Source organism: bacterium (assembly GCA_021372775.1).
GTDB lineage: Bacteria > Acidobacteriota > Polarisedimenticolia > J045 > J045 > JAJFTU01.
Genome location: JAJFTU010000074.1, coordinates 1 through 8,130 on the forward strand (window position 1 = coordinate 1; position 8,130 = coordinate 8,130).

General features: G+C 73.1%; 5 protein-coding genes. 2 read left to right on the top strand and 3 right to left on the bottom strand.

Annotated features, from left to right (window positions below):
• Positions 1–1,081 (top strand): radical SAM protein (locus LLG88_02790; GenBank protein ID MCE5245834.1); only part of this gene is annotated, 1,081 nt, incomplete at its 5' end.
• Between the two features lie 79 nt (positions 1,082–1,160).
• Here the strand turns inward: LLG88_02790 and LLG88_02795 are convergent.
• From LLG88_02795 to pepF, 3 genes are all read right to left on the bottom strand, one after another.
• A complete protein-coding gene (locus LLG88_02795) occupies positions 1,161–3,146 on the bottom strand; it encodes a DUF3858 domain-containing protein (GenBank protein ID MCE5245835.1) in 1,986 nt (661 codons plus the stop codon).
• Positions 3,143–5,152, bottom strand: coding sequence for a DUF3857 domain-containing protein (locus LLG88_02800; GenBank protein MCE5245836.1), 2,010 nt, complete (start codon positions 5,150–5,152; stop codon positions 3,143–3,145). Before LLG88_02800 ends, LLG88_02795 begins: the two co-directional genes overlap by 4 nt.
• Before the next feature lie 274 nt (positions 5,153–5,426).
• A complete protein-coding gene (gene pepF, locus LLG88_02805; protein ID MCE5245837.1) occupies positions 5,427–7,325 on the bottom strand; it encodes an oligoendopeptidase F in 1,899 nt (632 codons plus the stop codon).
• Between the two features lie 301 nt (positions 7,326–7,626).
• On the opposite strand from pepF, the gene LLG88_02810 reads away from it, so the two are divergent.
• Positions 7,627–8,121 (top strand): hypothetical protein, encoded by a 495-nt coding sequence (locus LLG88_02810; protein ID MCE5245838.1) that lies wholly within the window; start codon positions 7,627–7,629, stop codon positions 8,119–8,121.
• Positions 8,122–8,130: the final 9 nt, after the last annotated feature.

Consider the following 8,130-nt stretch of genomic DNA (forward strand, 5'->3'; position numbering starts at 1 on the left):
GCCTCCCGACGTCGTCGGTCTCTCGGTGCGCAACATCGACAACGTGGACATGCGCCGGGCGCGCTTCCTGCTGCCGCTCGCCGCGGCGGCCGTCGCCGCCTGCCGCGCCGCGGGGGCGGCGCCGATCGTCGTCGGCGGCGCGGGGTACAGCATCTTTCCGCGGGCCGCCCTGGAGCGGCTCGGCGCCGACTACGGCGTGCGCGGCGAGGGGGAGACGGCGTTCCCGGCGCTGCTGGAGACGATCGCCCGCGGCGGCGACGCGGCGGCGATTCCCGGCGTGCTCGTCCGCGGGGGCGGCGGCGGTTCGGCGCCGGCGCGCTCCGTCGATCTCGACCGCTTCCCGGCGGCGGACTTCGCGGCGTGGAGCGACGCGGCCGCCGATCCGGAACTGCTCGTGCCGGTGCAGACGCGGCGCGGCTGCGCGATGGACTGCGCCTACTGCTCGACGGCGCTGATCGAAGGACGCGCGCTCCGCTTCCGCGCGGTCGAGTCGGTCGTGCGGGACCTCCGCGCGGTCGCCGACGCCGGCTTCCGCCGCGTCTTCTTCGTGGACAACGTCTTCAACGAGCCGGAGGCCTACGCGCTCGAGCTTTGCCGCGCGATCGCCGCGCTGGGGGCGCCGCTGGAGTTCCGCGCGATCGTCTACCCCAGGCGGCTCTCGCCGGAACTGGCGCGGGCGATGGCCGCGGCCGGCTGCGTCGAGACGAGCCTCGGCTTCGAGAGCGGCGATCCGGGGGTGCTGCGCGCGCTGGGGAAGCGGTTCTCGCCCGACGACGTGCGCGCGGTTTCCGACGCGCTCGCCGAGCGCGGCGTGCGGCGGCGCGGCTTCCTGCTGATCGGCGGGCCGGGGGAGACGATGGACACCGTCGCGCGGAGCCTCGAGTTCGCCGCCTCGCTCCGGCTCGACGGGCTGAAGACGACCGTCGGGATCCGGATCTACCCGGGCACGCCGCTCGCCGCCGCCGCGCTGCGCGAGGGGGTGGTCGCGCCGGACGACGACCTGCTCGAGCCGCGGTTCTACCTGTCGCCCGCGCTGCGGGACCATCTCGACGAGTTGCCGCCGCCCGATCCGCTTCCGTGAGTCCCAGGACGCGAAAAGGGCGGGCCGTCGCGGCCCGCCCTCTCGCTGTTTCGAAGCCGAGGACGATCGTCGCCGCGCGTCAGCGTTCCTTGCGGACGAGGACGATCGTCGCGCCGTCCTCTCCTTCGGCCGCGGCGAGGAGCTCCCGCAGCGCGGGGTAGTCGGACGGCGGAACGACGGCCTTCTTGAAGACGAGCGTCGTCGTCGCGACGACCGAGCGGCCGTTGCGCGACACCTCGCGCGCGTACGAGCCGACGGCGTTGTCGATCCGCAGCGGGGCGGGAAGGCGCAGTGGCTCGAAGCCGGCGGGAAGCTCGAGCGCGACGCGCGTCCGCTCCTCCGCCGGGACGGGAAGCTGCAGCGGGCGCGCGCGCCGGCCGCGCCAGATCTGCAGCGCGTCGCCGCGCAGCGCGCCGGGAACGCGCGGCAGGCGCAGCGCGACCGGGCGGTCGTCGCGCGCGAGCGGAACGGCGCCCCCTTCGAGCGCGAGGCGCAGCGAGAGCGCCTCGGCGCTCTTCGCCGCGACCGCGGTCCCGCGGACGCCCGGACGGCCGAGGCCGTCGAGGGCGCCGCCGAGGACGCGCGCGCCGTCCACGCCGTCGCGGTCGAACGCCGGCGCGGGATCGTAGAGGCCGGCGAGATCGACGTCGGCGGCGCCGGCGACGGCGAGTTCCCGGCCGCGCTCTTCGAGCTTCAACGAGACGTCGAGGGCGGCGCGGTTGCGCGCGGCGTCGAGCGCGGGCGCCGTCTCGAGGCCGTGCGCCTTTGCGTCGATCGTCAGGAAGGAGCGTCCCGCGAGTTGGAGGACGTTCCGCTTGGCGAGCGGCGTCGTCGGGTCGAACCAGGTCGCGCGTCCGCCGAGGTCCACGGCGACCCACGCTTCGGTCAGGAGCTGCGGGGCCGCGGCGACGTCGGCCGGCAGCGGCTCGTCGGCGGCGAGGACGACGACGGCGCGGCGGCCGTCGGCGCGCAGCAGCGCGGCGAGGAGGACCGCCTTGTCCAGCGGGTGGCCGACGCTCGAGTCGAGCGTCGCCGCCGCCGGGCGGGCCTCGAAGTCGAAGGCGGCGATCGGCCAGCGCACCGTGCGCACGCCGTCCACGACGAAGGCGTGGAGCTTCTCGATCCGCTCGACGTCGAGCGTCGCGTCGCCGACGATCCGCTTCGCCGCCGCCTCGATCGCGGCGGTCGGCTTCGCGGCGCCGTCGATCCGGTCGAAGAGGTCGGCGCGCACGGCGTTCCAGTCGGCGGCGGTGGAATACGCCAGACGGCAGCGGCCGAGGTTCCCGGCGAGCGCCTCGTTCGGGACGACGGCCGGCGCGTCGGCGCGTCGCAGGGCGAGGCGGACGAGCCCGCCGTCGCGCGTTTCGCGCGGCGCGAGCGCGCAGCCGAGCGCGCTCCAGCGGATCGGCGACGCGGCGGGCGCGGCGAGTTCGATCGAGCGCTCGGCGATCGGCAGCGGGCCGTCGAGGTCGAGGACGCCCGAGGCCGCGGGCCGCGGCGCGGGCGCGCGGTCGGCGATCGTGTAGGCGAGGCGCGTGACGCCGCGCGTCTCGACGCCGACCTGCGAGACGGTCATCTCGCGCAGCGAGGCGTACGGCGCGGCCCACTCCAGCGGCGCGGCGGTGTTGGCGACGAGGCTGTTCTCCTTCGCCGCGACGAGCCGCCCTTCCGGCGTGAAGGTCCACGCTTCGTCGATCGTCAGCGTCGAGCGGGCGTCGTTCCAGTCCACGCTCGGGTCGAAGTAGCCGTGGGCGTCGAGCCACGGCGTGAACGGCTGGAGGTCGAGGAGTTCGCGCCGCACGACGCGGCCGTCCTGGCCGAGGACGACCTCGGTCGCCTGCCGCAGGACGCGGCCGTCCTGGCCGGCGACCGGCGCCTCGGCGACGGCGCGCCGCACCGCGTCGGGAACGGTCGGCGCGGCCTTGGCAACGGGCTTGGCTTCCGGTCGGTCCGGCGCGGCCTTGGCGGCGGGCTTGGCTTCCGGCGCGGCGGCGCGGGCGGGGAAGGGGAGGGACGCCGCGGCGAGCGCGAGCGCGGCGACGGCGACGTTCCGGAGCGTCTTCACTTGGCCTCCCGTTCCAGGACCACCAGGTCCTCCGGCAAGGCGCGCGCCTCCTGCACGACGGCGCGGAAGTTGGCGTAGGCGTCGACCGGCACGACGCGCCGCTTGATCGTCAGCCGGTAGTCGGAAACGATCGCGTTCCCCTTCGTTTCCGCGGAGACGGCGAGCGCGGCGGCGGGCCCGTCGAGCTTTCGTTCGCGCGGCAGCCGCGCGACGCGGTATCCGGGCGGCGGCGTCAGCGTCTCGTGCAGCTCGAACACGCGCGAGGCGCCGAGCTGCAGCGCCTGCGTCCGGCGCGGCGCCTTGGCCGCTTCCCAGTACGGCGCGTAGCCGGGGGAGCGGAACGGGTGGCGCAGCGCGGGGAGCGCGAACGAGAGCGTCTTGTCGCCGGCGAGCGCGTAGCGCGGGATCGCGTAGCGGATCTCGAAGCGGAGCGGGCGCCGCGGATCGAGCAGCGCCGCGGAGTCCACGGCGACCGGCTCGACCGTCGCGCCGGGGGCGATTCCGGCCACGATCTGCTCGAACCACGCCTGGCGGTCGGCGGCGCCGGCGCCCGACACGAGGTCGCGCCGCAGCCGCTGGTCGACGAGCCCCGTCGCGGTCAGGACGAGCGTGCCGCGCAGCGTGCCGGCGGCGTCGAGCGACGCGTTCGAGTCGAGCCGCAGCAGCTGCGCCGCGGGGTCGAACGCCGGCGTCGCGGTCAGCGTCTCGCCTTCCGGGGCGCCGATCAGGTAGTTCTGCTCGCCTTCGGCGCTCGACCAGAGTTCGGGCGAGAGCGGAACCCACGTCGGATCGAGCAGCTGGTACGTGCCGTCCTTGCGGCGCAGCGCGGCGACGCAGTGGTTGAACTGGTCGGCCGGGATCCGCTCGACCCGCGCGCCGGCCATCGTCATCGCCGGATAGACCGTGAACCCGGCGGCGCGCAGCATCGTGATCGCCATCGCCGCCTTGTCCTTGCAGACGCCGGAGCGGTCCTCGAAGATCATCGGGCCGGGGTGGAGCGTGTATCCCTCGCCCTTGCCCATCGTGATCCCGGAGTAGCGGATGTTGTCGGCCGCCCAGTGGACGATCGCCGAGACCTTGCCGTCGTCGTCGAGTCCCTTCGTCAACTCCGCGACCTTCGTCTTGATCCGCTCGTCGGCCGCGAACTGGCGGTCGTTGACCTCGGCGAACCAGCGCGACTTGTCGCGCCAGTCGGGGACGGTGGCGAGGACGACCTTCGTCTGCACGTCGGACGGGGCGACGGCGCGCGGCTCGGCCTCGTAGGCGGGGAGCCCTTCCTTCCAGAAGCGGTAGACGAGCTTGTCCCCTTCGACGCCGGCGAACGTCTTGACCTCGCCGTTGTAGACCTCGAACTGGAGCGGCTTGTCCTTCGGCGTGCGCACCGCGTAGTGGCGCAGCTTCACCGGCGCGTCGTCCTGGAAGAAGACGACGTCGTAGAAGTGGCCGCGCATCGGCGGGATGTAGCGCTCGTCCTCCGGCGCGCCGCCGCGGGCCAGGTCGTCGAGGTAGGCGATCAGGAACCCCTTGGTGTACGACTCGACCTCGACGGCGTCGCCGGGGAGGAGGCGGGGGAGCTGCAGGATCTTCATCCGCGCGCCCCAGTAGATCATGTGCTGCGGCTGCGGCAGGTCGGCCGCCTTCGCCGCGTCCACGGTCTCGACCGCCCCGCCGGCGCGGAGCACCCGCACGCGCCGCACCTCGACCAGGTTCGAGGTCGGGTCGTAGTCGAAGCGGAACCGCGCCAGCTCCGCCGCCCCCTTCTCGCTGAGGCACTTCACGAGCTGGCGCTCGACGATGTGGGCGAGGCCCGACTCTTCGACGTCCACGTCGGTGCGGCGGAAGACGACGACGCGGTCGGCGCCGCCGTTGGCGGAGGCGTCTCCCGCGGCTTCGACGAGCGCGCGGAGGTCGCCGTCGTTCGCCGGCGCGGGCGGCTCCTGCGCGGCGGCGACGGTGCAGAAGATTCCCGCGGCCAGGGCGGCCGGGAGCAGAAGGCGCATGGACATCGCTGCGGGCTCCAAGGGTTGGTGGGGACGAAGAGGATAGCGCGGGGCGGGACGGGCCGCGGCGGCCCGCCGCGGCGGCCGTGGCCGATGGTTCGCGGAGAAAGAGACGAACGGCCGGAGCGGGACGACGAACGGCCGCCCGGGCGCGCGACCGGCCGACCGTGCGCGGCGCGTGCGGGGAAGAGGCGCGGCGCGGGAAGACTCGCGGCGCCGAAAAGAAGCGGGGCCGCCCCGAAGGACGGCCCCGCGCCTCGGCGGTCCCGCCGCGGCCGGGCTACTTCTTCGCCCGGGCGAGGATCTTGTCCATGTCGTCCATCACGGCGTTCATCTCGGCGATCGCCGCCTGGAACGGCTTGGAGGTGGTCATGTCCACGCCGACCCCCTTCAGCAGGTCGATCGGGTACTTCGACGAGCCGGAGGAGAGCATCGTCAGGTAGGCGTCGCGGGTCGTCGTCTTGCCCTGCGCCGCTTCCTCGCGGATCGCCTTGGCGATGCTGGTCGAGGCGACGAGGCTCGTCGCGTACTGGTAGACGTAGTAGTTGTAGTAGAAGTGCGGGATGTAGGCCCACTCGACGGCGAGCATGTCGTCCACCTGGCAGATCCCCTTGTCGTGGCCGTAGTACTCGCGCGTCAGGTCGAGGTAGAGCTTGTCGAGCGCGTCGGCGGTCAGCGGCTCGCCCTTCTCGGCCATCTCGTGGATCTTCAGCTCGAACTCGGCGAAGAGGGTCTGGCGGAACAGGGTGCCGCGCAGGCCGTCGAGGTAGTTGCCGAGCAGCGCGAGGCGGGTCGCGTCGTCCTGCGTGCGGTCGAGCATGAAGTGCAGCAGCAGGTTCTCGTTGAGCGTCGAGGCGACCTCGGCGACGAAGATCGAATAGTCGTGCGTCGGGTACGGCTGGCGCTTGTCCGACAGGAAGGTGTGCATCGAGTGGCCGGACTCGTGGGCCAGCGTGGAGACGTCGTCGTACTGCCCGTTGAAGTTCTGGAGCTGGAACGGGTGGACGCCGTAGGCGCCGGTGCTGTAGGCGCCCGAGCGCTTCCCCATCGTCGGCATGAAGTCGACCCAGCGGTCGGCGAATCCCTTGCGCAGCGCGGCGACGTAGTCCGGGCCGAGCGGCGCGACGGCGCCGAGCGTCAGATCGGTCGCCTCTTCGGCGGTGTAGGTCTTTTCGACGCGGGGGACGAGCGGCGCGTAGATGTCCTGGTAGCGGAGCTTGTCCAGCCCCATGATCCGCCGCCGCAGCTCGAGGTAGCGGTGCAACGTCGGCAGGTTGGCGTGGACGTCGGCGACGAGTTGGCGGTAGACGCTCGTCGGGATGTTGTTGTCGAAGAGCGCGGCGTCGAGGCTGGAGTCGAACTTGCGCGCGTCCTTGAAGAAGATGTGCGACTTGACGGCGGCGTAGAGCGAGGAGGCCATCGTGCGGCGGAACTTCCCGTACTCGTCCCAGAAGGCCTTGAAGACCAGCTCGCGGTCGGCGCGGTTGGTCGCCGCGCGGTACTTGCCGTAGCCGGAGGCGTCGAGGTACGCCTTCTCGCCGGTGGAGAGGGTCACGGTCGGGTAGGGGAGCTCGGCGTTGGTGAAGATTGAATGGAGCTCGGCCCCGGCGCCGGCCATGTCCCCGGCCTGCGCGACGAGCTTCTCTTCGCTCGCCGAGAGGGTGTGGGCGCGGCGGCGCATCAGGTCGTCGAGGAGCATCTTGAACGGCGCGAGGCGCGGCTCCTTGGACTGGAACTCCTGGACCTTCGCCGGGTCCATGGCGAGGATCTCGGGGCGCAGGTAGCTCGTCGTCGCCCCCATCTTCACGGCGAGGAGCTGCACGCTCTGCAGGAGGGCGAGCGTCTCGTTGACCCGCGTGTCCTCGTCGCGCCGCATGCTGGAGTAGGTGTAGAGGCGCGAGAGGTCGCGGTCGGCGTTCGACACGGCGTCGAGCGCGTCGAACAGCGCGGCCGGCGAGTCCGCGAGATGGCCTTGGAAGCGGGCCAGCGACGGAATCCGCTCGGCGAGGGCGTCGCGCGTCTTCAGCGCCGCGGCGATCGAGGGATACAGGTCGGCGGTGTTCCACGTGTACTTCTCGGCAACTTGAGCACGGTCGCTGGGCACGGCGGGCTCCTTCGGGGCGGCCGACGCCGGGACGGCGCAGGCGGCCAACGCGACGGCCACGAGGATCTTCTTCACGGTCGGTCTCCGCTGGGGTGGGTGTTGCCCGAGGATGGACGAGGGGCGCCGGGCTTCGTCGCCCGCGGGACGCCGCGGGCGGCGCAGGGCGAGAGGCATCTGGTCATCGGCTGGCTCCTCGTTCCGGGATGGCGGCGCAAAAGGATACGCCGAACCATCCCGCTTCCGCCGCGCGCCGCGGATTTCGCGGTACACAACCCGCGAGCGGCGCGCCGCGCCGCGGGGAGGGCATGTGGACCGTCCGCGCCGACGCCGCAGTCTGCTCGTTCATCCGGTCCAGTTCCGCCTTCTCGGATCTCACTTGATTCACGGCGTCATCCTCGTCGTCGCGCTGGGGATGGTCGTTTTCGGGCCGTCGGTCGCGGCGTATCTGACGACCGGATCTTCGGACGTCCGTCGCGCCGCGGCGGAAGAGCTGAGCCTGCTGTCGCGGCGGACGTGGCCGGGGGCGATCGTCGTCGTGGCGCTGCTCGTGCTCCACAGCGTCGTCATTTCGCACCGCTTGGCGGGTCCGCTGCTCCGGTTCCGCGACGTCCATCGGCAGATCGGGGCGGGGGACTTCACGGCCCGGGCCGCGCTGCGTTCCGGCGACTACCTGCGCGAGGACGCCGCGGCGCTGAACCGGATGGCGGCGGCGCTGGAGGACCGCGCGGCGGCGATCCGCCGCCTCGCCGGGGCGGTGGAGTCCGCGGTCGGCGCGGAGGCCGCGCCGGACGGCGAGTTGACGCAGGCCTGGACGAAGATGGCCCGCGCGGTCTCCGCGATGGCCGCCGCCGACGATCACCCGACGCCGTAGGGGAGGCTG

Bases quoted from the DNA above. Each gene is read 5' to 3' on its own strand.
- LLG88_02800 (MCE5245836.1), bottom strand. From the start codon at position 5,152: ATGTCCATGCGCCTTCTGCTCCCGGCCGCCCTGGCCGCGGGAATCTTC.